Source organism: Azospirillum brasilense (assembly GCF_001315015.1).
GTDB classification, from domain to species: domain Bacteria; phylum Pseudomonadota; class Alphaproteobacteria; order Azospirillales; family Azospirillaceae; genus Azospirillum; species Azospirillum brasilense.
In genome coordinates, this window is record NZ_CP012915.1 from 1161554 (window position 1) to 1187240 (window position 25687).

A 25687-nucleotide genomic window follows, 5' to 3' on the forward strand; every position below is an offset into this window, starting at 1 on the left:
GCACGCCTATTCGGCGGCGAGCGCGTGGGCGAAGGTTTCCACACCCTGGACGCCGGCCTCGGTCAGCCCGTATGTGCCCTTGGCGATGCGCTCGAACCAGCCGTAGACGTTGCGCTGAAGGATGGCCGCGGCGTCCTTCGGCGCCCCGGCGGCGCGCAGCGCCTTCAGCGACAGCGGCCCGGCCTGCAACATCCGGGCGCAGCGCAGCGCATCCTGGCGGTAGGCGGTGACGATCGGCACGCGGGTGGAGCCGCCGCGGTTGGGATCGCCGCGGCGCCGCGCATGTTCGCCCAGCAGCCGGGCGGCGCGCGTCCTGTCCTTGCGCGGGCTGTAGGGAACGGGGTCGAGCAGAACCTCCACCTCATGCCCCGCCGCCCGGCCGGTGTCGACGATCAGCAAGCCGACGCCCAGCCGCCGGCACAGCTTGCGCACCCCGCTGTCGTAGGGCGACGCGCCGCTGGCCTTGCGTCCCGGCTGCGGCACGGCGAGATAGACGATGTCCGTCAGGGCGAGCCGGTCCACCCCTTGAAGCAGCAGGTCCAGGGTGAAGCGCTTCTTCAGTTCGACGATCAGCGGCGGCTCGGCTCCGCGCACCGCGACGAGGTCGCAGCCGTGGATCTCGGCCTTCACGTCGTAACCCTGGGCTTCGAGGAAGGCTTTGACGGGGGCGTAGAGGTCGGTTTCGGCGGTGATGGGCAAGGGAAGTGGAGCGCGTTCTTGAAGGGGCCCCCACCCTAGCCCTCCCCCGCTGGGCGGGGGAGGGAAAAGTGCTGGCGCCGCTCTACGCCGCGGCCTTCTGCTTGCGCAGGATGGCCAGGATGTCGGAGGCGGCCTTCGGGATGTTGGTGCCGGGGCCGTAGATGGCCGCGGCGCCCGCCTTGTAGAGATAATCGTAATCCTGGGGCGGGATCACGCCGCCGCAGACGACGAGGATGTCCCCGGCGCCTTGGCGGCGCAGTTCTTCGACCAGTTGCGGGACCAGCGTCTTGTGGCCGGCGGCCTGGGACGACACGCCGATGACGTGCACATCGTTCTCCACCGCCTGACGGGCGGCCTCCTCCGGGGTCTGGAACAGCGGCCCGATGTCCACGTCGAAGCCGATGTCGGCGAAGCTGGTGGCGATCACCTTGGCGCCGCGGTCATGACCGTCCTGGCCCATCTTCACGACGAGGATGCGCGGGCGGCGGCCCTCCTCGGCGGCGAAGGCGGACACCTCCTCCTGAATCCTCTTGAAGCCCTCGTCGCCCTCGTAGGCGGCGCCGTAGACGCCGGAAACCGAGCGGATGACCGCCACATGGCGGGTGAAGGCCTTCTCCAGCGCGTCGGAAATCTCGCCGACCGTGGCGCGGGCGCGGGTGGCCTCCACCGCCAGGGCCAGCAGGTTGCCGGACTTCTCCGTGGCGGCCTTGGTCAGCGCCTCCAGGGCGGCGCGGCACTTGGCGTCGTCACGATTGGCGCGCACGCTGTTCAGGCGGGCAATCTGGGATTCGCGGACCGCCGTGTTGTCGATGTCCAGCACGTCGACCATCTCGGGGTTCTCCGGATGGTACTTGTTGACGCCGACGATCACCTCCTCGGCGCGGTCGACGCGGGCCTGACGGCGGGCGGCGGCCTCCTCGATCAGCAGCTTGGGCATGCCGCTGTCCACGGCCTTGGTCATGCCGCCCAGATCCTCGACCTTGTTGATGAGGTCGAGCGCGGCGTTGGCGAGGCTGTGGGTCAGATTCTCGATGTAGTAGGAGCCGCCCAGCGGATCGACCACGTTGGTGACGCCCGACTCCTCGGCGATGATGAGCTGGGTGTTGCGGGCGATGCGGGCGGAGAATTTGGTCGGCAGGCCCAGCGCCTCGTCGAAGGCGTTGGTGTGCAGCGACTGGGTGCCGCCCAGCACCGCGGCCATCGCCTCGATGGTGGTGCGGATGACGTTGTTGTAGGGGTCCTGCTCGGTCAGGCTGACTCCGGAGGTCTGGCAGTGGGTGCGCAGGGCCAGCGAGCGGGCGTCCTTCGGGTCGAACTTCTGCTTCATCAGGGTCGACCACAGCAGGCGCGCGGCGCGCAGCTTGGCGATCTCCATGAAGAAGTTCATGCCGATGGAGAAGAAGAAGGACAGGCGCGGCGCGAACTTGTCGACCGGCAGCCCCTTGGACATGGCGGCACGGACGTATTCCAGCCCGTCGGCGATGGTGAAGGCCAGCTCCTGCACCGCGGTCGCCCCGGCCTCCTGCATGTGGTAGCCGGAGATCGAGATCGAATTGAACTTCGGCATGTTCAGCGCCGTGTACTCGATGATGTCGGCGATGATCCGCATCGAGGGTTCGGGCGGGTAGATGTAGGTGTTGCGGACCATGAACTCCTTGAGGATGTCGTTCTGGATGGTCCCGCTCAGCTTGTCCTGGCTGACGCCCTGCTCCTCCGCCGCGACGATGTAGCCGGCAAGGATCGGCAGCACCGCGCCGTTCATGGTCATCGACACCGACATCTTGTCGAGCGGGATGCCGTCGAAGAGGATCTTCATGTCCTCGACGCTGTCGATGGCGACGCCCGCCTTGCCCACGTCGCCGACCACGCGCGGGTGATCGCTGTCATAGCCGCGATGGGTGGCGAGGTCGAAGGCGACCGACAGGCCCATCTGCCCGGCCTTCAGGTTCGCCTTGTAGAAGGCGTTGGAGTCCTCGGCGGTCGAGAAGCCGGCGTACTGGCGGATGGTCCAGGGCTTCACCGCGTACATCGTGGCGCGCGGGCCGCGGGTGAAGGGCGGGAAGCCGGGCAGGCTGTCCAGCTCCAGCCCTTCCAGATCGTCGGCGGTGTAGAGGGCCTTGACGTCCAGCCCTTCCGGAGTCTTCCAGACGAGGTCTTCGAGCGTCCCGTTGGCGCCCAGGTCCTTGGTGGCCAGGGTCTGCCAGTCGGCCTGGGTCTTCTTCGGGAACTCGCTCATGGGACGTCTCCTCGACACGGCTTCTTGGTTCGAATGATTTGGAACGATCAATGAAATGGATGGGGCGCTTGCCCCCACCCCGGCCCTCCCCCGCTTCGCAGGGGAGGGAGACCAGTCCCCTCCCTCGCCAAAGGCGGGGGAGGGTTAGGGAGGGGGCAAACCCAGCCTGATTAAGCCTGCGACCGGCGGGCGACGACCTTCCAGGCGGCCTGCATAATCGCGGCACCCAGTGCGGTCTTCAGGACCGTGGCGGCCAGGAACGGCGTCAGGCCGAGAGCGACAGCCTTCTCGCCGCCGAACAGGACGGCCATCCAGGCCACGCCCGGAACGAACAGCAGGGCATGGCCGATCGCCAGGGCGCCGACGGCCTTGAGCGGGCTGCGGTCCCAGCCGCGCTCGGCCAGCAAGCCGGTGACGCCGGCGGCCAGGACGAAGCCCAGCAGGTAACCGGCGGTCGGGCCGGCCATGTAGGCCGGGCCGGCGCCCGGACCGGCGAAGACCGGCAGACCGGCGAGGCCTTCCAGCAGGTACAGCAGGACCGTCGCCGTGGCGAGGCGGCTGCCGTAGGCCATGCCGAGCAGGATGACGACCATGCTCTGCATCGTCATCGGCACCGGCCAGAAGGGCACCTGGACCTTGGCCGAGGCGGCCAGGAGCAGGCTGCCCAGAACCGCCGCGGTGGCGGCGGTGAGCAGGCCGCCCCGCGGGGCGACCGTCTCGAGAAGCGAAGCGGCACGCTGCGAAAGCGTGTTTGCGAAAGCCATCGTCCTTACCTTTCCCTATATGTCGGAGCCCGCTTGGCTCACGCGAACTCCAGGATCTTCTGATCGACCGCCAGGCTGGAGCCGGGCGTCGCGTGCACCTTGGACACCGTGCCATCCTGCGCCGCGCGCAGGATGTTTTCCATCTTCATCGCCTCGACCACGGCCAGCACTTCGCCGGCCTTGACCTCCTGCCCCTCGGTCACGGCGACCGAGACGAGCAGGCCGGGCATCGGCGACAGCAGGAACTTCGACATGTCCGGCGGCGCCTTTACCGGCATCAGCGCGTCGAGCCGCGCGGCGTTGGGCGTCAACACCTTGACCAGCGCTTGGGCGCCGGAGTGGGACAGGCGGTAACCGACGCCGACGCGGTCCACCTGGACGCAGACATGCGCGCCGTTCACCGTGCCGCGGAACAGCGGCTGGCCGAGCGTCCAGTCGCTCCACACCACATGGTGCCTGCCCTCGAAATCGACGGTGTAGCCGATGCGCTGCGGGCTGCCGTCCGTCGGGTGGACATGGACCGGGTGCTGCGCGCCGTCCATCACGACAACCCAGTCGTCACGCACCCGGACCTTGTTGCCCGGCATCTTGCCGGAGATCTGGATGTCGCGGTCGTTCAGGCAGCGGTGGATCACCGCAGCGACGGCGATCAGGATCGCCGGGTCGTCCGGCGGCAGGTCGGTGGCGTGGAAACCGGTCGGGTATTCCTCGGCGATGAAGTTGGTGGTCAGCCGGCCGTCGACGAAGCGCTGGTTGGCCATCAGCGAAGCGAGGAACGGGATGTTGTGGCTGACGCCGCGGATGTAATACTGGTCCAGCGCCTCGCGCATGCGGGCGATGGCGGCGTCGCGCGTCGACCCCCAGCTGCACAGCTTGGCAATCATGGGGTCGTAGTACATGGAAATTTCGCCGCCCTCGTAGACGCCGGTGTCGACGCGGACATGCGGGTCCTCCGACGGCGGACGGTAGTGGGTCAACCGGCCGGTGGAGGGCAGGAAGTTGCGGAACGGGTCCTCGGCGTAGACGCGGGATTCGATGGCCCAGCCGTGCAGCTTGATGTCTTCCTGGCGAAGCGTCAGCTTCTCGCCCGCCGCGACGCGGATCATCAGCTCGACGAGGTCGAGGCCGGTGACCAGCTCGGTGACCGGATGCTCCACCTGGAGGCGGGTGTTCATCTCCAGGAAGTAGAAGTTGCGCTCGGCATCGACGATGAACTCCACCGTGCCGGCGGACTTGTAGTCCACGGCGCGGGCCAGCGCCACGGCCTGCTCGCCCATCGCCTTGCGGGTGGCGGCGTCGAGGAAGGGCGACGGCGCCTCCTCGATGACCTTCTGATGGCGGCGCTGGATCGAGCATTCGCGCTCGCCCAGATAGAGGGCCGTGCCCTGCCCGTCCGCCAGCACCTGGATCTCGATGTGGCGCGGCTGCTGGATGTATTTCTCGACGAAGACGCGGTCGTCGGCGAAGGAGGAGCGCGCCTCGTTCTGGGCCGAGCGGAAGCCTTCGCGGGCCTCCTCGTCGTTCCAGGCCACGCGCATGCCCTTGCCGCCGCCGCCGGCCGATGCCTTGATCATCACCGGATAGCCGATGTCGCGGGCGATGGTCACCGCCTCGCTGTCGTCGGCGATGACGCCCAGATAGCCGGGCACCGTGCTGACGCCCGCGGCCTTGGCCAACTTCTTGGACTCGATCTTGTCGCCCATCGCCTGGATGGCGTGGGCGTCCGGGCCGATGAAGGCGATCCCGGCGGCGGCCAGTGCCTCCTGGAACTCGCGCTTCTCCGACAGGAAGCCGTAGCCGGGATGGACGGCCTGGGCGCCGGTCTTCTTGCAGGCGTCGACGATGCGGTCGATCAGCAGGTAGCTCTGCGCCGAGGGGGCGGCGCCGATGTGGACGGCCTCGTCGGCCATCTCGACATGCAGGGCGTTCTTGTCGGCGTCCGAATAGACGGCGACCGTCTTGATGCCCAGGCGGCGCGCCGTGCGGATGACGCGGCAGGCGATCTCGCCGCGGTTCGCGATCAGGATCTTGGAGAACAGGGTCGTCATGGGGCGGCGCGCCTTCAGAGCGGGATGTTGTCGTGCTTGCGCCAGGGGTTCTGGAGCTGCTTGTTCTTCAGCATGGACAGCGCCTTAATGACGCGCCGGCGGGTGCCGTGCGGCATGATGACGTCATCGATGTAGCCGCGCGACGCCGCCACGAACGGGTTGGCGAACTTCTGCCGGTACTCCTCGGTGCGCGCCTCGATCTTGGCGGTGTCGCCGATGTCGCCGCGGAAGATGATCTCCACAGCACCTTTCGGCCCCATCACCGCGATCTCCGCCGACGGCCAGGCGTAGTTGATGTCGCCGCGCAGGTGCTTGGACGCCATCACGTCATAGGCGCCGCCGTAGGCCTTGCGCGTGATGACGGTGATCTTCGGCACGGTGGCCTCGGCGTAGGCGAACAGCAGCTTGGCACCGTGCTTGATGATGCCGCCGTATTCCTGCGAGGTGCCGGGCATGAAGCCGGGGACGTCCACCAGGGTCAGGATCGGAATCTCGAAGGCGTCGCAGAAGCGCACGAAGCGCGCGGCCTTCTTGGAGCTGTCGATGTCCAGGCAGCCGGCTAGCACCATCGGCTGGTTGGCGACGATGCCGACCGTGCTGCCGTTCATGCGGCCGAAGCCGATGATGATGTTCTTGGCGTAATCGGGCTGAAGCTCGAAGAAGTCGCCCTCGTCGACCGTCTTGAGGATCAGCTCCTTCATGTCGTAGGGCTTGTTCGGGTTCTCCGGCACCAGCGTGTCGAGCGACAGGTCGTCGCGGTCGATCGGGTCGGTGCAGGGACGCTCCGGCGCCCGCTCGCGGTTGGAGGCCGGCAGGAAGTCGATGAAGCGGCGGAGCTGGAGCAGCGCCTCGACATCGTTCTCGAAGGCCATGTCGGCGACGCCGGACTTGCTGGAATGGGTGATCGCCCCGCCCAGCTCCTCCGCCGTCACCACCTCGTGGGTGACCGTCTTCACCACGTCCGGGCCGGTCACGAACATGTAGGAGCTGTCCTTCACCATGAAGATGAAGTCGGTCATGGCCGGCGAATAGACCGCACCGCCGGCGCACGGCCCCATGATCAGGGAGATCTGCGGGATGACGCCCGAGGCATTGACGTTGCGCTGGAACACCTCGGCGTAGCCGCCGAGCGAGGCCACGCCCTCCTGGATGCGGGCGCCGCCGGAATCGTTCAGGCCGATGACCGGCGCGCCGACCTTCATCGCCTGATCCATGATCTTGCAGATCTTCTCGGCGTGGGCTTCCGACAGCGAGCCGCCGAAGACGGTGAAATCCTGGCTGAAGACGAAGACGAGACGCCCGTTCACCGTGCCGTGACCGGTGACCACGCCGTCGCCGGGAACCTTCTGGCCTTCCATGCCGAAGTCGTTGCAGCGGTGCTGCACGAACATGTCGAACTCCTCGAACGAGCCTTCGTCGAGGAAGAGTTCGATGCGCTCCCGCGCGGTCAGCTTGCCCTTGGCGTGCTGCGCGGCGACGCGCTTTTCGCCGCCGCCCAGCCGCGCACCGGAGCGCATGGCGTCCAACTTGGCCAGAATTTCTTGCATCAGGCGTTTCCCACTTTGGCGAGCGGCGGAGGACCTTGCGAACCTTGTGGCAGCGGTCCCCTCACCGGAACGCCTGGATTATTCACAAGATTTGCAACAGGGCAATTGGCCGGGCGGGAAAAATGTGCGAAGTTGCGAACATCTTTGCAAACGCAGCGCGCGGTTTGCCAAGATTGCAAATATGCACTTCGGCATAATCTTCGGGTGATAGGCGGGTCCATGCAGAAGCTCTTCCTCGGCTACAAGCTCCGCCGCCTGCGCGAACAGCGCGGGCTGACCCAGGCGGCGCTGGCCAAGACGTTGGACCTGTCGCCGAGCTACCTGAACCAGATCGAGAACAACCAGCGCCCGCTGACCCTGCCGGTGCTGCTGAAGATCTCCGCCGTGTTCGAGGTGGACCTGTCCAACTTCGTGGAGGACGAGGACAGCCGTCTGGTCGCCGACCTGCGCGAGGCCCTGGCCGACCCGCTGTTCGCCGGGGCGCCCTTGACCAACGCCGAACTGCGCAGCGCCGTCGGCTCCAGCCCGGAGCTGGCCCGCCGCGTGCTGAGCCTGCACCAGGCCTACCAGAAGCTTCACGAGCGGGTGCAGTCGCTGGCCGACAGCCTGTCCAACCAGGAGCCGAGCGACGCCTTCGCCGGGCCGCAGTTCCCTTACGAGGAGGTCCGCGACTACTTCCACTATTGCAACAACTACATCGGCCCGCTGGACGAGGCGGCGGAAAATCTCTGGAACACGGAGAAGATCCACTCCGGCGCCCTGCTGAACGAGCTGGCCGCCTATCTGAAGCGGCGGCACGACGTCCGTGTGAAGATCGTCGCCGACGATGGCGAGACGGCCATGCGCAGCTACGACGGCAGCACCGGCACACTGCGCCTCTCGGCCCTGCTGAACGGCCCCAGCCGCGCCTTCCACATGGCCCACCAGATCGCCCTGCTGGGCTTCGGCGACGTCATCGAGGATCTGGTCGTCCAGGCGAAGTTCTCCAGCGAGGATGCCCAGTCGATCTGCCGGGTCGGGCTCGCCAACTACTTCGCGGGGGCGCTGGTCCTTCCCTACCGCGCTTTCGCCGCCCAGGCGCGCGCGCTGCGCCACGACGTGGAGCAGTTGCAGAGCCGCTTCGGCGCCAGCTTCGAGCAGGTCTGCCACCGGCTGTCCACCCTGCAACGGCCGGGGGCGCGGGGCCTGCCCTTCTACTTCGTGCGGGTGGACATGGCCGGCAACATCACCAAGCGCCATTCCGCCACGCGCTTCCACTTCGCGCGCTTCGGCGGCGCCTGCCCGCTGTGGAACGTGCACGAGGCCTTCGCCCAGCCCGGCAAGATCCTCGTGCAGTTCGCCACGATGCCCGACCGCACCACCTACATCGGCATCGCCCGCACGGTGACCAAGCGCGGCGGCGCCTATCTGAAGCCGTCGCGCCAGTTCGCCGTCGGGCTGGGCTGCGAGGCGACCCACGCCAACGAGATCGTCTACGCCGCCGGCATCGACACCTCCAACGAGGCCGCCGCCGTACCGATCGGCGTGAACTGCCGCATCTGCGAGCGCACCGACTGCCAGCAGCGCGCCTTCCCGCCCATCGGCAGCCAGCTGTCGGTGGACGAGCACCACCGCAGCTTCGTCCCCTACCTGTTCACCCAGGAGGGTCGGTCCGTGGAGAAGGCCTGAACGGTTGGCGATTCCGCTACGGCCGCTCTATCATCCGCGGGCCAACCGATAGGATCACGACATGACGACGCCCACCGCCCGGCCCCTGCCCCAGAAGACCATCGGCGTCCTCGGCGGCATGAGCAACCAGGCCACCGCCGAATATTACCGCCTGCTGAACGAGGGGCTGAATGCCCAGTTCGGCGGCTGGGACAACGGCGAGATCGTCATCGTCAGCGTCAACTTCGGCAACATCGAGCATTTCGTCCGCCAGAACGAATGGGACGCCGCGCAGCGGTATCTGTCCGGCAAGGTCGACGCGCTGGAGCGCGCCGGGGCCGACGTGATCCTGTGCGTGTCGAACACCATGCACCGCGTGGTCGAGCCGATCATGGCGGAGCGCGCCACCCCCTTCATCCACATCGCCGACCCGACCGGCGCCGCAATGCGGGCCGCCGGCCTGTCGCGGGTCGCGCTGCTCGGCACGATGGCGACGATGCTCTCCGAGGACCTGCGCCGCCGTTACAAGGAGCGCTTTGGGGTCGAGATCATGGTGCCGTCCGACGCCGACAAGGCGACGGTGGACCGCATCATCTTCGACGAGTTGGTCCGGCGCGACCTGCGCCCGGAGTCCAAGGCCCAATACCTGGAGATCATCGACCGGATGGCCGCCGACGGAGCGCAGGGGGTGATCCTCGGCTGCACGGAGATCTTTCTGCTGGTCGATCAGGCCGACCGGCCGGATTTCCCGATGTTCAACACGACGGCGCTCCACACCGACGCCGCGGTGGCCTTCGCCCTGGGCGAGTAAGCGAATGAGCTTCGCCCGGGAAACGGGTTCTCCCATAGTTTTCATGGATCAGGCTGGGAGGAGGACGCGACGGCGCAACAGATCGAAGCTGGCGCGTCCGTACATCTGACGCTTGATCAGCTTCAGCTTGTTGACCTGCGCCTCTGCCTGCCCGCTGCTCCAGGGCATGGTGAGCGCTGCTTTGACGGCTGCCTTGTCCTGCCTCACGCCGGCAGAAGGGTTCGACGGCTGGGATGCCGCAGGACAGCGCGTCGGTGAGCCAAGCGCCCAAAACGGTGGAGGGAGTGGCGGGAGTCGGATCCGATCGCACTCCGTAGCGTCTGATCAGTTCAGCAAAGCGGCGTATCAAGCCGCGACCTTTGGCGACCTCCGGGTCCTGAGAAATCCGGGCGATGGCCTCAGTTGCGGCAGCGTCAAGGTTCTGCGGCGCTTGCACCAGCCGCCATCCCAGTTGCCGGGACGACATCAGGCCAGGGAACAGACCAGCAGACGAGGCTGACGCGGATTCTATGGGACTGGGGCGCCACGTGTGCGGCGTGACCTTGGCCGGGGTGGTGCGCCGCTGGCTCAGCCAGTGGCGCACCCGCTTGGTCAATCTGGAAAAGCCGCGGTCTTGGAGTTCCCGCCGCGGCATTCTCGTTGCCCGCGGCAAGGCGGGCTTCGAGGTGCTCACGGTACGGAGCGAGGATGCCAAGCCCGGATTCCCGTGCGGCCCGCTCAGGAAATTGCTGCGCGTGGACGTAGCTGCGCACAGTAGCGCGGGTGTGTCCCATCGTCAGGCTGATCGTAAGCAGCTTCTCGCCAGCCGCGAAAGATCGGCCACCGGAACCGCGCAGGGAGCGGCCAGTCCAGTTCAGTGTCGGCCTTCATCGCCACCGCCTTCACCCAGAACAACGCCGACGCCGCCAAAACGCAGTGGCGCCAAGTGGCCGAACAGGTTCGCCTCAAGCTGCTGCTGCAAAATTTGCAAACGCTGCAAAAATTCAGAACGGAGAGGGTGGCGGAGGGGATGGGATTCGAACCCACGATAGGGGTTTGAGCCCCTATAACGGTTTAGCAAACCGCCGCCTTCAGCCTCTCGGCCACCCCTCCTACCGGGTCGGCGCTCTGTGGCGCCGCTGGCGTGGGTGCGTTCTAACGATCCGGATGGGGCCTGTCAACGCTTACTCGCCAAAAATTTGGAGCAAGGCCGAAAGGAACGAAATCTGTATAAAATTTTATATACTTTTTAGAAAATTGGAGGTAGTTTACCACCAGAACGCGATAGCAATCTTTGGTCAGGGGGACGCCATGAGCTTGTCACGCCGCTGCGCCGAAACGCTGATCGATCTGGTCGAGATCAAGCTGAGCTGCCTGGAGATCACCGACCGCGAAGACCTTCGTGAGAAGGAACTGCTGCTGCGTTGCGTTCAGGAATTGAAAGCCGAGGTTCGCGGCGAGAACGGGACCACGGCCGCGTTCGCGGCGCCCAAGCGGCGCGGCCGCCGGCCCAAGCATTTGCAGCTCCAGGATCTGCACGCCTGAAGCAATCTCTCGGCGTCCGTCAGACCGGCATGACCAACCCCGACACCGATCCCGGTTGAGGCGGCTGGGCATTCGGCACGGCGGCCTCCCGCGCGATGCGGCGTGGCAGACGCAGGGTGAAGCCCGTGCCCTGCCCGGTTACCGACCGCACAGCCACCGTACCGCCCAGCACGCCCGTCACGGTGCTTTGCACGATGTGCAGTCCAAGACCCGAACCGCCCTCGCTACGCTTGGTCGTGAAAAAGGGTTCGAAAACCTTGGACAGATGGTCTTCGGGAATGCCGGACCCATCGTCGGAAAAGTCGATGATCACGTGATCGCCACCGTCCGGATGGACGGCGATCCGTATGGTTCCCCGCTGCTCCTCACCATAGGCGTGGATCAACGCGTTGATCACGAGGTTGGTCAGCACCTGGCTCAGCGCGCCGGGAATGCTGTCCATCTCCAACCCATCCGGACAATCCACTTCGACCGTCACCAGCGTGCGCTTCAGACGAGGCCGCAGGGAGAACAGCACCTCGTCGATGTAGGTCCGCAGATCGAAAGCTCGCCGCTCGCCGGAGGTCTGATCCACCGCCACCTGCTTGAAGCTCTGCACCAGCGCCGCCGCCCGGTTCATGTTCGACACCAGCAGGCGGGCGGCCTCCGTCACCGCATCCAGATACTCGGCCAAGTTGGTTTTCTTCAGCGCGCCCGAATCGAAACGGACGCGCAGGTCACGGGCCTGTTCGGCGATGTGGCTGGCGGCGGTGAGGCCGATGCCGATCGGCGTGTTGATCTCGTGCGCGACCCCGGCGACCAGCTGGCCCAGCGAGGCCATGGCCTCCGCCTGGATCAGGCTCTCCTGGGCGGCGCGCAGGTCGGCAAGCGCGCGTTCCGCCTCGTCGCGGGCGGCCTCCATGGCGGCTTCCGCCGCCTTGCGGTCGTTGATGTCGTAGAGCCAGGTCAGCAGCGCCGGCTCTCCGTCCATCTCGATCTCACCCCAGCTCGACAACACCCAGACGATCGTTCCGTCCGGCTTGCGAAAGCGCACCTCGGCGTCGCGGAAAGGGCCTTCCCGTTCGAAACGTTCGATCAGGGCTTGGCGGTCCGCCGGATCGGCGTACAGCCGTTCGGCGGGCATCGGCAGCAGGTCGTCGCGCGACCGGCCCAGAATGATCTCCGACTGCGTGTTGCAGAACACCAGCAGGCCGTCGCGGCGCGTGATGTTCACGGCGATGGGGCTGGCCTCCAGGATCCGCAGCAGCCGCTCCTTGCCGGCACGGACCTCTTCCTCCTGGCGGCGGCGCTCGGTGATGTCGGTCATGATGCCGACATAGCGCACCGCCTGCCCGGCGGCGTCGCGGATCGCCCGCCCCTGCGCTGCGATCCACATCCAATCGCCATCGGCGCGTCGCAGCCGGTAATCATAGGCATAGGCTGCGGTCTCGCCCCGCAGGTGGGCATCGATGGTGGTCAGCACGCGCTGGCGGTCGTCAGGATGCAAGCGCACATTCCAGAAGTCGGCCGGCATCTCCGGTCGCTCGGCGTAGCCCAGCATGCGCGGAAAGCTGTCGGACCACCAGCAGGTCCCCCGCGGGATATCGGTGTCCCACACCGCCGCCCCGGTGGCGTCCAGCGCCATTTCCAGACGATCGGCCAGATCGCGGCGAACCGCGTCGGCCTTCTTCTGTTCCGTCAGATCATAGAACCAGCTGATGTGACAGCGCTGCCCTTCGAAGTCGATGACGGTCGAACTCAGCGAGCCCATGCAGGTGTCGCCATCGCCGCGACGCAGCAACACCTCCTGTCCATCGAAGAGACCATCGGCGTAGAGCCGATCAATGGCGGCCCGACGGTCCCGCGGGTCATGATAGAGCGGCCACATGCCGTCGCGCTGGAGTTGCTCGCCGCTGACTTTGAAACAGGTTGCGGCACTGGGGCTGTGGTAGAGGTTGTCGCCGTCGCGCGTGTTGATGAGGACGCCGATAGGGGCGGTGTCCAGGATGGCCCGCAACCGCTCTTCCGTCACGACGGGGGGAGGAGCCGTGTTTTCCGCCAAGGGCCTTCGCCCAATGCGCCGCGCCGCCAGCAAACCGGCGAGAAACCCGGCCAGGAGACCGGCGAACAGCGCAAACAGCGCCACCGTCAGCGAAACTGCAATCATAAGGGCCTCCCGCCGGCCTCACTTGAAACCGACGGGAGAATAAAATCAACGGTTATGACGCCGCACCGTCTTCCGGCGTGGCGTCACAGCCGTTGCCGATCAGCCCTTCAGCTTGGCCATCAGGATTTCGTTGACCAGGGCCGGGTTGGCCTTGCCCTGCGTCGCCTTCATCACCTGACCGACGAAGAAGCCGAACAGCTTGTCCTTGCCCGAGCGGAACTCCGCCACCTTGTCGGCGTTGGCGGCCAGCACGGCGTCGATGGACGACTCGATGGCCCCGGTGTCGGTGACTTGGCGCAGGCCCTTCTTCTCGACGATGTCGGCCGGCTTCTCGCCGGTTTCGAACATCGCCTCAAACACCTCCTTGGCGATTCGGCCGGAGATGGTGTTGTCGGCGATCAGGTCGATCAGGCCGCCGAGGTTTTCCGCCGAAACGGGGCTCTCCTCGATCTCCTTGCCGGCCTTGTTCAGATAGCCGAACAGCTCGCCGGTGACCCAGTTGGCGGCCAGCTTCGGGTCGCGGCCCTTGGCCACCGCCTCGTAGAAGTCGGCGCGGGCCTTCTCAGACACCAGCACGTTGGCGTCGTAGGGCGACAGCTTGTACTCGCTGATGAAGCGGGCCTTCTTGTCGTCCGGCAGCTCCGGCAGGGTGCGCTTGATGCCCTCGACCCAGTCGGCGTCCAGCTCCAGCGGCAGCAGGTCCGGATCGGGGAAGTAGCGGTAGTCGTGCGCCTCTTCCTTGGAGCGCATGGAGCGGGTCACGAACTTGGTCGTGTCCCACAGACGCGTCTCCTGGTCGATCTTCCCACCGTCCTCGATGATCTCGATCTGGCGGCGCGCCTCGTACTCGATCGCCTGCATGACGAAGCGGATCGAGTTGACGTTCTTGATCTCGCAGCGCGTGCCGAAGGGCGCGCCCGGCTTGCGCACCGACACGTTGACGTCGCAGCGCATGGAGCCTTCCTCCATGTTGCCGTCGCAGGTGCCGAGGTAGCGCAGGATGGAGCGCAGCTTGCGCACATAGGCGCCGGCCTCCTCCGCGGTGCGCATGTCCGGCTCCGACACGATCTCCATCAGCGCCACGCCCGACCGGTTCAGGTCGATGTAGGTCTTGGCGGGGTGCTGGTCGTGCAGCGACTTGCCGGCGTCCTGCTCCAGATGCAGGCGCGTGACGCCGACCGTGCGGGAGGAGCCGTCCGGCAGGTCCAGAACGATCTCGCCCTTGCCGACGATGGGCTGCAGATACTGGCTGATCTGGTAGCCCTGCGGCAGGTCGGCGTAGAAGTAGTTCTTGCGGTCGAACACCGAGTGCAGGTTGATCTGCGCCTTCAGCCCCAGGCCGGTGCGCACCGCCTGCTCGATGCAGTGCTCGTTGATGACGGGCAGCATGCCGGGAAAGGCGGCGTCGACGAAGCTGACCTGGCTGTTCGGCTCGGCGCCGAAGGCGGTGGCGGCGCCGGAGAACAGCTTGGCGTTCGAGATGACCTGGGCGTGGACCTCCAGCCCGATCACGATTTCCCAATCGCCCGTTTCGCCCTGAATGTACGACATCGGTCTCTTCTCTCGTCCGGCTCAGGCCATGAACGGCGGGGTGGCGGTGACGGCGGCGGCCTTTTCGATGACCTGACCGACGCGCAGGACGGTCTCCTCATCGAAGGGCCGGCCGAGGAGCTGGAGCCCCAGCGGCAGCCCGTCCGACCCGACGCCGGCCGGGACCGACATGCCCGGCAGGCCGGCCAGCGAGGCCGGCACCGTGAACACGTCGTTCAGGTACATCTGGATCGGATCGTCCATCTTCTCGCCGATGGCGAAGGCGGTGCTCGGCGCGGTCGGCGTCAGGATGACGTCGCACGTCTTGAACGCCTCGTCGAAGTCCCACTTGATGCGCGTGCGCACCTGACGGGCCTTGTTGTAGTAGGCGTCGTAATAGCCCGCCGACAGCACGTAGGTGCCGATCAGGATGCGGCGGCGGACCTCCTTGCCGAAGCCGGCGCCGCGGGTGTTCTCGTACATGTCCTTCAGGCTGGCGCCCTCGACCCGCAGGCCGTAGCGCAGGCCGTCGTAGCGCGCGAGGTTCGACGACGCCTCGGCCGGGGCGACGATGTAATAGGTGGCCAGCGCGTACTTGGAGTGCGGCAGGCTGATCTCCACCGGCTCGGCGCCGGCCTGCTTCAGCCATTCGATGCCCTGGTCCCAGATCGCGGCGATCTCGGCGGGCATGCCCTCCACCCGGTATTCCTTGGGAATGCCGACCTTCAGGCCGCGGATGTCGCCGGTCAGCGCGGCGCGGAAATCCGGCACCGCCATGTCGACCGAGGTCGAGTCCTTCGGATCGAAGCCGCACATCGAGCGCAGCATGATCGCCGCGTCCTCGACCGTGCGGGTCATCGGCCCGGCCTGGTCCAGCGAGGAGGCGAAGGCGACCACGCCCCAGCGCGAGCAGCGACCGTAGGTCGGCTTGATGCCGACGATGCCGGTGAAGGCGGCGGGCTGGCGGATCGAGCCGCCGGTGTCCGTGCCCGTGGCGCCCAGAGCGGCGCGCGCGGCCACCGCCGCGGCCGAGCCGCCCGACGAGCCGCCGGGGACGATCTGGCGCGACCAATTGCCGACCTCGCCCGGGCTCCACGGGCTGATCACGTTGCCGTGGTGGGAGGTGATGTTGGCCGAGCCCATGGCGAACTCGTCCAGGTTCACCTTGCCCAGCATGACGGCGCCGTCGCGCCACAGGTTGCTGGTGACGGTGGACTCATACTCCGGCTTGAAGCCGTCGAGGATGTGGCTGGCCGCGGTGGTCAGCACGCCCTTGGTGCAGAACAGGTCCTTCACCGCGATGGGCAGGCCCTCCATCGGGCCGGCCTCGCCCTTGGCGCGGCGGGCGTCGGACGCCTTGGCCATGGCCAGCGCCTGTTCCGGCGTCTCGGTGATGAAGGCGTTCAGCGGGCGGATCGTCTCCACCGCCTTGACGTGGGCCTCGGTCAGCTCGACCGCGGTGAATTCCTTCTTGGCGAGGCCGTCGAGGGCCGCCGCCATGGTCAGATGCGTAAGTCCCGTCATCACTCGACCACCTTCGGAACGACGTAGAAGCCTTCGGCCGTCTCCGGGCCGTTGGAGAGGACGGCGTCGCGGTAACCGCCATCGGTCACCTCGTCCTTGCGGCGGCGCAGGGTTTGCGCGGCCACGCTGGTCATCGGCGGCACGTCCTGCGTGTCGACCTCGCCCAACTGTTCGACGAAGGTCAGGATTTGGCTCAGCTCACCCGCCAGGTGATCCAGTTCATCGTCCGGCACCTTGATGCGGGCCAGATGCGCGATCTTGGCCACGGTGGCCTTGTCGAGCGACATGCCTTCCACTCTCTTCCGAAACGTCTGGAAAAACGGCTTGGAAGCTATCACCCGAATTCTATTACCGCAATGATTCAGGGATATCCTGTCCACCGGCACACCCCTCCGGACCGACGGCGGAAAAACGCCGGGAGGATAAAGCGCGGCAACAGGTTCCGCTGCCGGCCGTCAACAGTCTGGGCGACCACGCCCAGACGATGCGCCGGTCGGTGGACGAGTTCGTCCAGCGCATCCACAGCGCCTGAACTCGCGAAGGCGCCCGACGCCGAACGTTGGGCCGCGTCAACCTTCGCCGCGACCCGCATCCCAACGTGCCCGGTCGATGCGCAGGGTGAGCAGGGCAAGCCGGTCGCCCCAGGGCGCCGTCCGCTCCTCGATGGCGATTGGGACGAATCCCATCGCGGCGTAGAGAAGAAGTCCCGGAGTGTTGGTGTTGAAGCAACGCAGCACAAGTTCGGGCAAGCCGTGATGGTCGAAGGCGCGGTCCATCATGATGCGCACCAGATGCTTCGCCACGCCGGTTCGCCGGACCCAGGGCGCCGCGCTGACATTGCCCAGGCTGGCGCTGCATCCCTCTTCGAAGGTGGCGAAATTCGCATAGCCGACCACCTCGCCGCCGCGCAGCACCACCGTGGGATCGCGGCGCACGGCCAACGAGGCGCGCACCTGTTCCGGAGTCAACGGCCATGTCGCGCGGGGGAACAGGAAATACAGCTCCTCCCGATTGCGGGCGAACCGGCAGATGTGGGGAATATCGGCGTCGGTCAAGGGGCGGTGGCTGAACACAGCCGCGGGAGTCGGAACGGGGGCGGCGGTGGGCATGGATGAACTCCGGAATTCGCAACCACTAGAATAAATATGCCAAAAAACAACTCAAGCGGCTTCGCCGCGCCGTCGCATCGCCCAACATCTCCGCCGGGCTTGCCGTTCCGGCAGACGGCTTCTATGGTTCGCGGCATGATCCATACGCTTCCCGAACTGGCCGCCCGCCTGGGCCGGGGCCAACGCCTGCTCGGCCTCGACGTCGGCACCAAGACCGTCGGCATGGCCGTGTCCGACCCGAATTTCGTCGTCGCCTCGCCGATCGGCACGCTGAAGCGCACGAAGTTCACCCAGGACGCCCGCGAGCTGTCGCGGACGCTGCGCGATTACGGGATCGGCGGGTTGGTGATCGGCCTGCCGCTGAACATGGACGGGTCGGAGGGGCCGCGCGCCGAATCCACCCGCGCCTTCGCCAAGAACCTGATGGAGCGGTCCGATCTGCTGGGCTGGGACGCCGAGATCGCCTTCTGGGACGAGCGGCTGTCGACCTCCGCGGTCGAGCGTTTCATGATCGGCGAGGCCGACATGACCCGCAAGCGCCGGGACGAGGTGGTGGACAAGATGGCCGCCGCCTACATCCTGCAGGGCGCCCTGGACGCGCTCGCCCACATCCGCCGCATGGAGCGGGAGCAGCGGGAGCGCGACGAATACGACAACGATATTGGCGGCCACAGCGGCGACAACGGGGACGCCTGACGGCCCCATGCTGCCCATCGCCGGAGCGCTGGCCCCGATCTTCCTGCTGATCCTGTTCGGACAGGGATTGCGTCGCCGCGCCGTGATCCCCGAGACCGCCTGGCCGTCGCTCGACCGGCTGACCTATCTTCTGTTCTTTCCCTGCCTGATCGTGGACGAGCTGACGCGCACCGACCTGCGCGCCCTGTCCATGGGGTCCATGGGCGGGACGATGGCCGCGGGGATTTTTGCCGGGGCCGCCCTGGCGCTCGCCGTCCGGCGCCCGATCGGACTGGAGGGTCCGGCCTTCACCTCGGTCTTCCAGGGGGCGATCCGACCCAACACCTATGTGGGGCTGGCGGGGGCCAGCGCGCTCTATGGGTCCGCCGGGCTGACGCTGACGGCGGTGGGCATCGCCGTGGTGGTGCCGCTGGTCAACCTGCTCTGCGTCACGGCGATGGTGCAGTATGGGCGCGTGGCGGACGGCGCGCCGCAGCGCAGCGGTGTCGGCGCGGTCGTCTCCGGCATCCTGCGCAACCCGATCATCATCGCCGTCGCCATCGGCGCCGCCCTGAACCTGGGCGGGATCGGCCGTGTTCCGGTGGTCGGGGACGTGGTCGGCATCCTGGCGCGGGCCGCCCTGCCGATGGGGCTGCTGTCGGTCGGCGCCGGGCTGGACCTCGCCGCGGCGCGTGGCGCCGGGCTCGGCGTGGCGCTGTCCAGCGTCCTGAAGCTGTTGCTGGTCCCCGCCGCGACGGCGCTCGCCGGGCTGTGGCTGGGGGTGGACGGGCTGCCGCTGACCATCGCGGTGCTGTTCAACGCCCTGCCCTGCTCGGCCAGTTCCTATGTCCTGGCCCGGCAGATGGGCGGCGACCACGCGCTCGTCGCCGGCATCATCACCGTTCAGACGCTCGCTTCCGCCGCCACGCTGCCCCTGGTCGTCGCCTTGGCGGGATGACGGTCGGTCGCCTTTAATGGTTCGTTAGGAACCGAGCGCAAACACTACCCTGGATAGTTCATCTCATGGACTTGCTCAGCCATGACCATCCCTCCCGCAGCGTCTCACAGCCCAAGCCCTTCCTTTGCGGCGTTGGGGAAGGTTTCAGGACACGGTCCGGTTGCGGCGGCCTCCCCGTCGGCGGAACCGCCGGCCTCCGGGCCTGTGGACACGGTCAGCCTCTCCACCGAGGCGCAATTCCGGATGAGCAACGCGACGAGGTTCACCGTAACCGCCGATTCGCTGGCGCAAGCCGTGACGGCCGCGAAGACGGTGCCCGGACTGAACGCCGACGCGGAACGCTTCACGCCCGAAGCGATGGCGGCCCATGCCGAGTGGCGGGAGAAGCACACGGACTATACGGGCAGGGTGCGCGATCTCGTCGACCAGACCTTCGGCCTCAGCGCAGACAGGAACGGTTGGGCGGCGGGCGGAGCCGCGCTGACCGCCATAAAGAATCTGGCGGAGAAGAATGGGCTGATCGAACCGACAATGCCTCCGGCCGTAGCCAACATGCTGCAAACGACGGGTGAAAGCATGTGGACCGATAAAAGCGGCGGAACCACCGGCATGTTCGACATCGCTTTCCTGCCGAATGGCGCAGAGAAAGGCGGCAACCTCCGCATCCTGTTCGACAGCAGCAAGAAGCCCGGCGCCGACAGCTCTCTGGTCGATTTGAAGAACGGCGGCGCGAACGCTCAAGGCGCCTTGGCCAAAATCAAGACCTCGGCGCTTGGCGCGTCGCTGGACAGCGTGGGCGGGTGGAGTCCAGGCGGCACGGCCAACGCCTACGCTCTCACCAGCGGCAAGAACGGCGGCGACGCCGAAGTCTTCGGCATGGTCATTTCCAACAACGCCGACGAATACGCGAGGGTGAATACCAAGACCATATTGGAAACCATCCACAGCCTCCTTGGCTGAGGCTTTGCGCGACCGTTCACGGCGGTTCCGGAGCGCCCTGCGGGAAGCGTTCCAGCCCGTCGTCGATGGCGTAGTAATCGCCCTGGTCCTCAGCATAAATATGCCGCAGCGTCGTCAAGCCGGTCGGCTGGTCCAGCGTGCCGGCGGCGATGTCGAACAGCCCCGACTCGTCGCCACTCCAGAACAGCGACGAACCGCAGCGCGAGCAGAAGCCCCGCTGCGCCTTCGCCGAGGAACGGTACCAGGACAGGGTGTCCTGCGCCTTGATGACGACCGTCTCGCGCAGGATGGTGATGTAGGCGCCGAAATGGCCGTGGAAGCGCCGGCACTGGCCGCAATGGCAGTTGACCACCCCCATGGGCCGCTCGGCCACCTCGTACCGAACGGCGCCGCACAGGCAGCCACCGGTCAACGTCGCGTCGCCGCTCATGCCTCAATCCTCCGTCGGGTCGTTGAAGAGGGTCTGGTTGCCGGGCTCCGTGCTGGTCCGGCGGAGCAGGCCGTCGTCGCAAAGGCTGTAATAGTCACCCTTGAAGTCCACCCAGATGTGACGGTCGGCCTGCAATCCGGTCGGTTCGTCCAGGCTGCCCGCCGTGGCATCCATGCGGGGTTCCGCCGCCGGGTCCCAGAACAGGCCGGTTCCGCAGCGTGAACAGAAGCCCCGCCGTGCGCGTTCCGACGACGCGTACCAGGCCAAGGTGTCGTCCGCCACCAGGCGAAGCGCGTCCCGCGGGAAGGTGGTGTAGGCACCGACATGGCTGTGCTGGCGCCGGCACTGGCCGCAATGGCAGAAGGACACCGGCGACGGCGTCGCCATGATTTCATAGCGCACGCCACCGCAGGCGCAACCACCGGTCCAGACCCGCCCGCTCCCGCCATCCGTCATAGGGCCGTCCGTCATGGGGCCGTCCGTCATGAGATCAGCCCTGCCAGAAGGGCTTGTCGGCCTCGGTCACCGCGTCGGCGCGGGACAGGCCGATGTCCTGCAGCAGGTGGTCGGGCAAGGCCTCCAGCGCGCGCCGCTGGCGCCGCCGCTCGTTCCAGGTCGCCACGGTGTCGAACAGGGTGACCAGCGCACCGCCGACCCCTTGGCCGGACCGCTCCCGCGCGTCCGTGCGGGTGCTCATGCTGCCATTCATGCCGCTCTTCATGCTCTGGGCCATGACCGCGTCTCCTCTTGTGTCCGGTCTTCATCGGTGCCTGTCGCCCGACGTTCCGGACTGTGTTCCGTGACTGGAGGATGGGCCACCCGGTCCTTGCGCACAAACGACGCTTTCTCATAGTTTGGATTAGAAAACCTAATCCGAAGCCCGCATCCCGGAGTCGTTCCATGGCCCGCCGCCTGCCGCCGCTGAACGCGCTGCGCGCCTTCGAATCCGCCGCCCGCCACCTGTCCTTCACCAAGGCGGCGGAGGAGCTTCACGTCACCCAGGCCGCCGTCAGCCACCAGATCAAGGGGCTGGAGGAATGGCTGGGCATGCCGCTGTTCCGCCGGATGAACCGCGCGCTGATCCTGACGGAGACGGGGCAATCCTACCTGCCGCCGGTGCGCGACGCGCTCGACACGCTGTCGCACGCGACGGAGCGGCTGTTCCGCATGGACGGGTCCGGCGCATTGACCATTTCCACCATGCCCAGCTTCGCCGCGAAGTGGCTGGTCATGCGGCTCGGCCGCTTCCAGGCCCGCCATCCGGAGCTGGAGGTGCGGCTGCACACCACCCCGCAACTCGTGGATTTCACCCAGCAGGACGTCGACATCGGCATCCGCTTCGGCGCCGGCAACTGGCCTGGCCTGCGCTGCGAGCGGCTGATGACCGAGGACATCTACCCGGTGTGCAGCCCCTCGCTCCTGACCGGCCCCCGTCCCCTGTGCTGTCCGGAGGATTTGCGCCACCACACGCTGCTCCACGACGACTACTTCATCACCTGGGGCACCTGGGGCGAGGCCGCGGGGATCGACGGGCTGGACCACGCCCGCGGCCCGCGCTTCGACGATTCGGCGCTGCTGCTCCAGGTCGCGGCGGAGGGCGGCGGCGTCGCGCTGGCGCGCGGTGTCCTGGTGGCGGACGACGTGGCCGCCGGGCGGCTGGTCCGTCTGTTCGACGTCCATTTGCCGGGCAACTACGCCTATTACGTCGCCGCCCCGCCCCATTACTTCTCCCGCCCGAAGGTGAAGGCGTTCCGCGACTGGCTGTTCGAGGAAGCCGCCGCCGATCCTGCGGCCGGACACAGCCGGGCCTTGTCCGCGGCGGAGTCCGCCACAACCTCTTCCCCAGACTCCTGACCGGGGAAAGGTTGCGCCATGACGCCCGCACGCCCACTCGCCCTCGCCGCCCTGCTGTCCGCTTCGCTGGCATGGCCCGCGGCCGCCCACCATGGCTGGGGCGGCTATGAGTCGGGCCAGGAGATGACGCTGACCGGCACCGTGCAGCAGATCGCCTTCAACAACCCGCACGCCATGCTCAATCTCCAGGCCGACGGCAAAGTCTGGCACGTCGTGCTCGCCCCGCCCAGCCGCATGAGCACGCGCGGCCTCCCCGCCGATTCGATCAAGCCCGGCCAGACCGTGACGGTGGTCGGCTATCCTGCCAAGTCCGATCCGGCGGAGCTGCGGGCGGAGCGCATCACCGCCGCCGACAAGACCATCGAGCTGCGCTGACGGCGGCCCCCGCGCCCGGTCGCCCCATGGACCATGATCTCGCCCCCGCCGGCCCCGGCTGGCTCGTTGCGCTGGAGACGTCTGGGCTCGGCGAGTCGCTGCGCCAGTCGGTCTGGCTCTACCCGCTGGTCGAGATCGCCCACATCCTCGGCTTCGCGCTTCTGGTCGGGTCGATCCTGGCCTTCGACCTTCGGCTGATGGGGGTTCGGGCACCGCTGCTGCCGGCGGACGCGCTGGCGCGGCTGCTTCTGCCGGTGGCGGTGACCGGTTTCGTGCTGGCGGTGCCGACCGGCCTCCTTCTCTTCACGACGGAGGCGACGGCGCTGGCCGGCAACCCGGCCTTCCTGGCGAAGCTGGCGCTGATCGGTCTGGCCCTGCTGAACATCCTGGCCTTCCACGGGCTCGGCGACCGTCGGATGGCGGACTGGAGCCTTGCGGACCGGCCCCCGCCGGGCGCCCGTTTCGCGGGCGCGGCCTCGCTCGCGCTGTGGGTCGGGATTCTGGCCTGCGGGCGGCTCATCGCCTATGTCTGAAGGAAAGCCGTAGGGCGCGCTTGCGGGCGTCCGGGACCGCTCCTATAGTCGCGGCCCATGACCGGATCGCCCCATTCCACGACGGTTTTCCCGCACCGCCACCTCCTTGGCATCGAGGGGCTGACGGCAAGCGAGATCACCACCATCCTCGACCTCGCCGACGGCTACGTCGAGCAGAACCGCCAGCCTTCGAAGAAGTCGTCGCTTCTCGACGGGCGGACGATCGTCAACCTCTTCTTCGAGAATTCGACCCGCACCCGCACCAGCTTCGAGCTGGCCGGCAAGCGGCTCGGCGCCGACGTCATCAACATGTCGTCGGACGGCAGCTCGGTGAAGAAGGGCGAGACGCTGATCGACACGGCGATGACGCTGAACGCCATGCACCTCGACGCGCTGGTCGTTCGCCACGCCGATTCGGGGGCGGTGAAGCTGCTGGCCGACAAGGTCAACTGCTCGGTCATCAACGCCGGCGACGGCCACCACGAACACCCAACGCAAGGGCTCCTGGACGCGCTGGCGATCCGCCGCCGCCTGGGCAGTCTGGACGGTCTGATCGTGGCGATCTGCGGCGACATCCTGCACAGCCGCGTCGCGCGCTCCAACATCCACCTGCTGAACGCCATGGGCGCGCGGGTGCGCTGCGTGGCGCCGCCGACGCTAATCCCCTCCCAGATCGACCGGCTGGGCGTCGAGATCCACCACTCCATGGCGACGGGCCTGAAGGACGCCGACGTGGTGATGATGCTGCGCCTCCAGACCGAGCGGATGAGCGGCCAGTATGTCCCTTCGACCCGCGAATACTTCTACTTCTACGGACTGGACTACGAGAAGCTGGCGGTGGCGAAGCCGCACGCGGTGGTGATGCATCCCGGCCCGATGAACCGTGGCGTCGAGATCGATTCGGAGGTCGCCGACGACCTCAAGCGCTCCATGATCCTCGATCAGGTGGAGCTGGGCGTGGCCGTCCGCATGGCCGTGCTCGACCTTCTCACCCGAGACCGCCGGGGCACCGATGTCTAACGCCAACGCCCGCGTCGCCTACCGCAACGCCCGCCTGCTCGACCCCGCCAGCGGCCTGGACCAGCGGGGCGACCTGCTGACCGAAGGCGCGAAGATCGCCGACTTCGGCCCGTCCCTGTTCGCCGACGGCGTGCCGGAGGGGATCGAGGTCGTCGACCTCCAGGGCCAGTGCCTCGCCCCCGGTCTCGTCGACATGCGCGTCCTGATCGGCGAGCCCGGCGAGGAGGAAAAGGACACCATCAAGAGCGCGTCGCGCGCCGCGGTGGCCGGCGGCATCACCGCCGTGGTCCTGCTGCCCAACACCGACCCGGTGACCGACGAGGTGGCGAGCCTGGAGTTCATCGCCCGGCGCGCCCGCGAAGTGCGTCTGGTCAAGGTCTTCGCCTACGCCGCCGCCACCCGCGGGACGGACGGCAATGAGATCACCGAGATGGGCCTCTTGTCCCGCGCCGGGGCCGTGGCCTTCACCGACGGCACCAAGGCGATTGCCAGCGCCAAGGCGATGCGCCGCGCGCTCAGCTACGCCCGCACCTTCGACAAGCTGATCGTCCAGCATCCGGAGGAGCCGAGCCTCGCCAGCGGCGGCATGATGAATTCGGGCGAGCGCGCGACCCGCCTCGGCCTCGTCGGCATCCCGCGGGAGGCCGAGATCATCATGATCGAGCGCGACCTGCGCCTGCTCGAACTCTCCGGCGGCCGGCTGCACTTCGCGCATGTCTCGACCGGCGAGTCGGTGGACCTGATCCGCCGCGCCAAGGCGCGCGGGCTGAAGGTCACCTGCGACACCGCCCCGCATTACTTCGCCCTGACCGAGACGGACGTCGGCGATTACCGCACCTTCGCCAAGGTCTCCCCGCCGCTGCGCGGCGAGATGGACCGGCGGGCCATCGTGGAAGGTCTGGCCGACGGCACCATCGACGCCATCGCGTCCGACCACACGCCGCAGGACCAAGACCAGAAGCGTCTGCCCTTCGCCCAGGCCGCCTGCGGCGTGATCGGGCTGGAGACACTGTTCCCGCTGACGCTGGAGCTGGTGCACAAGGGCGCCATGCCGCTGCTGAAGGCGCTGGCCTGCGTGACCGTGAAGCCGGCCGAACTCCTCGGCCTGCCGCTCGGCCGCATCGCCAAGGGGGCGCCCGCCGACCTCATCGCCTTCGACCTGGACGTGCCGTGGAAGGTGGACGTGGCGGCCTTCAAGTCGAAGTCGAAGAACAGCCCCTTCGAGGACCGCCCCGTCCAGGGCCGTCCGCTGCGCACCGTGGTCGACGGGCGCACCGTCTGGCAGTTCGAGGGCTGA

26 protein-coding genes and 1 tRNA gene are annotated in these 25687 nt (G+C 67.4%); 12 read left to right on the forward strand and 15 right to left on the reverse strand.

Annotated features, from left to right (window positions below):
- Positions 1-6: 6 nt before the first annotated feature.
- From AMK58_RS18970 to AMK58_RS18990, 5 genes are all read right to left on the reverse strand, one after another.
- Positions 7-699, reverse strand: a complete 693-nt coding sequence (locus AMK58_RS18970) for a DUF2161 domain-containing phosphodiesterase (protein ID WP_035678803.1) — start codon at positions 697-699, stop codon at positions 7-9.
- An 82-nt stretch (positions 700-781) separates the two neighbouring features.
- The gene (gene scpA / locus AMK58_RS18975) at positions 782-2935 is read right to left on the reverse strand and encodes a methylmalonyl-CoA mutase (protein WP_059399293.1); all 2154 of its coding nucleotides are present in this window, start codon (positions 2933-2935) and stop codon (positions 782-784) included.
- 170 nt (positions 2936-3105) lie between these two features.
- A complete protein-coding gene (locus AMK58_RS18980) occupies positions 3106-3699 on the reverse strand; it encodes a biotin transporter BioY (protein ID WP_079285409.1) in 594 nt (197 codons plus the stop codon).
- 38 nt (positions 3700-3737) lie between these two features.
- Positions 3738-5738 (reverse strand): acetyl-CoA carboxylase biotin carboxylase subunit, encoded by a 2001-nt coding sequence (locus tag AMK58_RS18985; RefSeq protein WP_035678823.1) that lies wholly within the window; start codon positions 5736-5738, stop codon positions 3738-3740.
- Between the two features lie 23 nt (positions 5739-5761).
- Positions 5762-7294 (reverse strand): acyl-CoA carboxylase subunit beta, encoded by a 1533-nt coding sequence (locus tag AMK58_RS18990; protein WP_035678801.1) that lies wholly within the window; start codon positions 7292-7294, stop codon positions 5762-5764.
- Between the two features lie 219 nt (positions 7295-7513).
- Here AMK58_RS18990 and AMK58_RS18995 point away from each other — a divergent pair, with 219 nt between their 5' ends.
- Positions 7514-8962, forward strand: coding sequence for a helix-turn-helix domain-containing protein (locus AMK58_RS18995; protein WP_059399294.1), 1449 nt, complete (start codon positions 7514-7516; stop codon positions 8960-8962).
- A gap of 61 nt (positions 8963-9023) precedes the next feature.
- Positions 9024-9752: an aspartate/glutamate racemase family protein gene (locus tag AMK58_RS19000; RefSeq protein ID WP_035678797.1), complete on the forward strand. Its 729-nt coding sequence runs from the start codon at positions 9024-9026 to the stop codon at positions 9750-9752.
- A 48-nt stretch (positions 9753-9800) separates the two neighbouring features.
- Here AMK58_RS19000 and AMK58_RS30595 read toward each other — a convergent pair whose 3' ends face one another.
- Positions 9801-9959 carry a hypothetical protein gene (locus AMK58_RS30595; RefSeq protein WP_156355538.1) on the reverse strand — a complete coding sequence of 53 codons (159 nt, stop codon included), beginning with the start codon at positions 9957-9959 and terminating at the stop codon, positions 9801-9803.
- Between the two features lie 649 nt (positions 9960-10608).
- Here AMK58_RS30595 and AMK58_RS29815 point away from each other — a divergent pair.
- On the forward strand, positions 10609-10791 hold the full coding sequence (locus AMK58_RS29815) for a hypothetical protein (protein ID WP_079285410.1): 183 nt from the start codon (positions 10609-10611) through the stop codon (positions 10789-10791).
- On the opposite strand, the gene AMK58_RS19005 is transcribed toward AMK58_RS29815, so the two are convergent.
- Positions 10751-10844 (reverse strand) — tRNA-Ser (locus AMK58_RS19005). The two genes, AMK58_RS29815 and AMK58_RS19005, sit on opposite strands and share 41 nt — an antisense overlap.
- A 198-nt stretch (positions 10845-11042) precedes the next feature.
- Here AMK58_RS19005 and AMK58_RS19010 point away from each other — a divergent pair.
- Complete coding sequence (locus AMK58_RS19010; protein ID WP_035678791.1) at positions 11043-11276, forward strand: hypothetical protein; 234 nt, start codon at positions 11043-11045, stop codon at positions 11274-11276.
- Between the two features lie 19 nt (positions 11277-11295).
- Here AMK58_RS19010 and AMK58_RS19015 read toward each other — a convergent pair whose 3' ends face one another.
- The 5 genes from AMK58_RS19015 to AMK58_RS19035 all read right to left on the reverse strand — a co-directional run bounded on the left by AMK58_RS19015 (position 11296) and on the right by AMK58_RS19035 (position 17585).
- Positions 11296-13422 (reverse strand): PAS domain S-box protein, encoded by a 2127-nt coding sequence (locus tag AMK58_RS19015; RefSeq protein ID WP_035678784.1) that lies wholly within the window; start codon positions 13420-13422, stop codon positions 11296-11298.
- 99 nt (positions 13423-13521) lie between these two features.
- On the reverse strand, positions 13522-14973 hold the full coding sequence (gene gatB / locus AMK58_RS19020) for an Asp-tRNA(Asn)/Glu-tRNA(Gln) amidotransferase subunit GatB (RefSeq protein ID WP_035678783.1): 1452 nt from the start codon (positions 14971-14973) through the stop codon (positions 13522-13524).
- Between the two features lie 21 nt (positions 14974-14994).
- Positions 14995-16476, reverse strand: coding sequence for an Asp-tRNA(Asn)/Glu-tRNA(Gln) amidotransferase subunit GatA (gene gatA / locus AMK58_RS19025; protein WP_059399295.1), 1482 nt, complete (start codon positions 16474-16476; stop codon positions 14995-14997).
- Entirely contained in the window at positions 16476-16763 is a 288-nt protein-coding gene (gatC, locus tag AMK58_RS19030) for an Asp-tRNA(Asn)/Glu-tRNA(Gln) amidotransferase subunit GatC (RefSeq protein WP_014198426.1), read from the reverse strand. The genes gatA and gatC overlap by 1 nt, the downstream gene beginning before the upstream one ends.
- 282 nt (positions 16764-17045) lie before the next feature.
- Positions 17046-17585, reverse strand: coding sequence for a GNAT family N-acetyltransferase (locus AMK58_RS19035; protein WP_051140600.1), 540 nt, complete (start codon positions 17583-17585; stop codon positions 17046-17048).
- A 135-nt stretch (positions 17586-17720) separates the two neighbouring features.
- Here AMK58_RS19035 and ruvX point away from each other — a divergent pair, with 135 nt between their 5' ends.
- The 3 genes from ruvX to AMK58_RS19050 all read left to right on the forward strand — a co-directional run bounded on the left by ruvX (position 17721) and on the right by AMK58_RS19050 (position 20178).
- A complete protein-coding gene (gene ruvX / locus AMK58_RS19040; RefSeq protein ID WP_035678774.1) occupies positions 17721-18281 on the forward strand; it encodes a Holliday junction resolvase RuvX in 561 nt (186 codons plus the stop codon).
- Between the two features lie 7 nt (positions 18282-18288).
- Positions 18289-19218, forward strand: coding sequence for an AEC family transporter (locus AMK58_RS19045; RefSeq protein ID WP_035678748.1), 930 nt, complete (start codon positions 18289-18291; stop codon positions 19216-19218).
- 243 nt (positions 19219-19461) lie between these two features.
- Positions 19462-20178 carry a hypothetical protein gene (locus AMK58_RS19050; RefSeq protein ID WP_137165223.1) on the forward strand — a complete coding sequence of 239 codons (717 nt, stop codon included), beginning with the start codon at positions 19462-19464 and terminating at the stop codon, positions 20176-20178.
- A gap of 16 nt (positions 20179-20194) precedes the next feature.
- Here the strand turns inward: AMK58_RS19050 and AMK58_RS19055 are convergent, their stop codons facing one another.
- From AMK58_RS19055 to AMK58_RS19065, 3 genes are read right to left on the reverse strand one after another with little or no spacing between them, the layout of a single operon-like run.
- On the reverse strand, positions 20195-20608 hold the full coding sequence (locus AMK58_RS19055; RefSeq protein WP_035678744.1) for a GFA family protein: 414 nt from the start codon (positions 20606-20608) through the stop codon (positions 20195-20197).
- 3 nt (positions 20609-20611) lie between these two features.
- Positions 20612-21079, reverse strand: a complete 468-nt coding sequence (locus AMK58_RS19060; protein WP_236778240.1) for a GFA family protein — start codon at positions 21077-21079, stop codon at positions 20612-20614.
- Positions 21080-21098: 19 nt separating this feature from the next.
- The gene (locus tag AMK58_RS19065) at positions 21099-21341 is read right to left on the reverse strand and encodes a DUF1127 domain-containing protein (RefSeq protein WP_035678742.1); all 243 of its coding nucleotides are present in this window, start codon (positions 21339-21341) and stop codon (positions 21099-21101) included.
- Between the two features lie 167 nt (positions 21342-21508).
- On the opposite strand from AMK58_RS19065, the gene AMK58_RS19070 reads away from it, so the two are divergent.
- From AMK58_RS19070 to AMK58_RS19090, 5 genes are read left to right on the forward strand one after another with little or no spacing between them, the layout of a single operon-like run.
- On the forward strand, positions 21509-22462 hold the full coding sequence (locus tag AMK58_RS19070; RefSeq protein ID WP_035678740.1) for a transcriptional regulator GcvA: 954 nt from the start codon (positions 21509-21511) through the stop codon (positions 22460-22462).
- Positions 22463-22480: 18 nt separating this feature from the next.
- Entirely contained in the window at positions 22481-22837 is a 357-nt protein-coding gene (locus AMK58_RS19075) for a DUF6152 family protein (RefSeq protein WP_035678739.1), read from the forward strand.
- Positions 22838-22863: 26 nt separating this feature from the next.
- Positions 22864-23370, forward strand: a complete 507-nt coding sequence (locus AMK58_RS19080; RefSeq protein WP_035678738.1) for a hypothetical protein — start codon at positions 22864-22866, stop codon at positions 23368-23370.
- A gap of 57 nt (positions 23371-23427) precedes the next feature.
- The gene (locus AMK58_RS19085; protein ID WP_035678737.1) at positions 23428-24390 is read left to right on the forward strand and encodes an aspartate carbamoyltransferase catalytic subunit; all 963 of its coding nucleotides are present in this window, start codon (positions 23428-23430) and stop codon (positions 24388-24390) included.
- A complete protein-coding gene (locus AMK58_RS19090) occupies positions 24383-25687 on the forward strand; it encodes a dihydroorotase (RefSeq protein ID WP_035678736.1) in 1305 nt (434 codons plus the stop codon). Before AMK58_RS19085 ends, AMK58_RS19090 begins: the two co-directional genes overlap by 8 nt.